This is a genomic window from Holospora curviuscula (assembly GCF_002930195.1).
GTDB classification, from domain to species: domain Bacteria; phylum Pseudomonadota; class Alphaproteobacteria; order Holosporales; family Holosporaceae; genus Holospora; species Holospora curviuscula.
In genome coordinates this window covers 1-1,393 of the sequence record NZ_PHHC01000033.1, presented here as the reverse complement: position 1 = coordinate 1,393, position 1,393 = coordinate 1, and the positions used below count along the sequence as shown (strand labels likewise).

4 protein-coding genes are annotated in these 1,393 nt (G+C 41.9%); all 4 read right to left on the bottom strand.

The annotated features are described in order from the left end of the window. The coding region (locus HCUR_RS00680) for a recombinase family protein (protein ID WP_129591793.1) at positions 1-614 on the bottom strand (614 nt) is incomplete at its 3' end. Next, on the bottom strand, positions 614-724 hold the full coding sequence (locus HCUR_RS09985; RefSeq protein ID WP_104206311.1) for a DUF2924 domain-containing protein: 111 nt from the start codon (positions 722-724) through the stop codon (positions 614-616). The genes HCUR_RS09985 and HCUR_RS00680, both read right to left, overlap by 1 nt. Before the next feature lie 38 nt (positions 725-762). Then, complete coding sequence (locus tag HCUR_RS00670; RefSeq protein WP_165780590.1) at positions 763-1,053, bottom strand: DUF2924 domain-containing protein; 291 nt, start codon at positions 1,051-1,053, stop codon at positions 763-765. Further along, entirely contained in the window at positions 1,034-1,309 is a 276-nt protein-coding gene (locus tag HCUR_RS00665; RefSeq protein WP_104206309.1) for a hypothetical protein, read from the bottom strand. The genes HCUR_RS00670 and HCUR_RS00665 overlap by 20 nt, the downstream gene beginning before the upstream one ends. Between the last annotated feature and the right edge of the window lie 84 nt (positions 1,310-1,393).

The window sequence follows — 1,393 nt, the reverse complement described above, 5'->3', positions numbered from 1 at the left end:
TCCCGCGCCAGATTGGTGGTTGAGCGCAAAATCAAAAAACGGCTAAAGATATGCCGAATCAGCTTTGCTTCTTCAAGATTGATCACTAATTTGCGATCACAAATGTCATAACCAAGTGGCGGATTTTCGCCCATCCACATGCCTTTTTTCTTGGAGGCGGAAAATTTATCCCCAATACGCTCACCCGTTAATTCTCTTTCGTATTGTGCAAAAGAAAGCAGAACATTAAGCATCAACCTCCCCATGGAACGTGAGGTGTTGAAGGATTGGGTCACCGCCACAAAGACAACCTGGTGCTTATCAAACAGTTCTACAATTTTGGAAAAATCAATCAGAGAGCGCGATAAACGATCTATTTTATAAAGCACCACACAATCAACTAGGCCATTTTCAATATCTTGAAATAACTCTTGCAAAGCCGAACGCTTCAGGGTGCCACCTGAGTAGCCGCCATCATCATAAGACTTAGCTAAAGCGCGCCATCCTTCAGGTTGTTGGCTGGCAATGTAGCTTTCAGCGGAAAGTCTTTGCGCATCAAGGCTGTTGAAAGCTTGCTCTAATCCTTCTTCATGGGATTTACGTGTATAAATGGCACAGCGTATTTTTTTGTTCATCAAGCCTCCTTATTACCGCGCACTCCAAAGAAGGCCGGTCCATTCCATCTGGTGCCGGTGATTTTACGAGCGATGGCGGATAATGATTTATAGCTTTGCCCTTGGTAGATAAGCCATTTTCTGAAACCAGCACCTCATGCAAGTCGCCCTAGAACTCACGGATGAGCTTGGTGCCGGCTAAAGGTTTAGAAGCCATATAGTGATTGGTGAATTGTTTACCTTTTTCCATTTGATCGGCTAAGTTATCTAGCTGCTTTGCTGATTTTTCAGCCATAGGGCCGTAAGCAAGCTCTTGCAGCCGATAAGCTAGCCTTGGGATGAGATAAGTTTTGGAATGAGGCGGTGCATCCGTATCAAAGATACTTCGCCACAATTCTTTAAGTTCTGCGGTGCTTTTACTTTGTAAAGCCAGAACTTGTTTAATAACAGATTCTTTCATGATCTTGACCATAATTAGTTTTCTCTAACAAACCTGCTCTAGAAGCGCTTCCTTTTGAAGAGAAGTCAAGAGAAAGTTTCTCTGAAAGCCTTGATTTGCCTAGGTTTTGACTAGATTGCACACGCATAATTGCTGTAGCAATAATATGTGCAACTTCTTTCAGGCGATCATAGTTTTGGGCTTGGGTTAATAGCATATAGAACCTCATCTGATTAGCATGTGGTTTATGTACAGCTTCCAGAGAGATTTCGTTCACAAGAACTTCATATGTTACAAATAGCTCTTGACTAACCTAACACATGTTAGGTATGATAAATTTAAGTTAAATTTTAGGATATGA

Excerpts from the sequence above, each read along its gene's own strand:
- HCUR_RS00670 (WP_165780590.1), bottom strand. The coding sequence starts at position 1,053 with ATGAAAGAATCTGTTATTAAACAAGTTCTGGCTTTACAAAGTAAAAGC.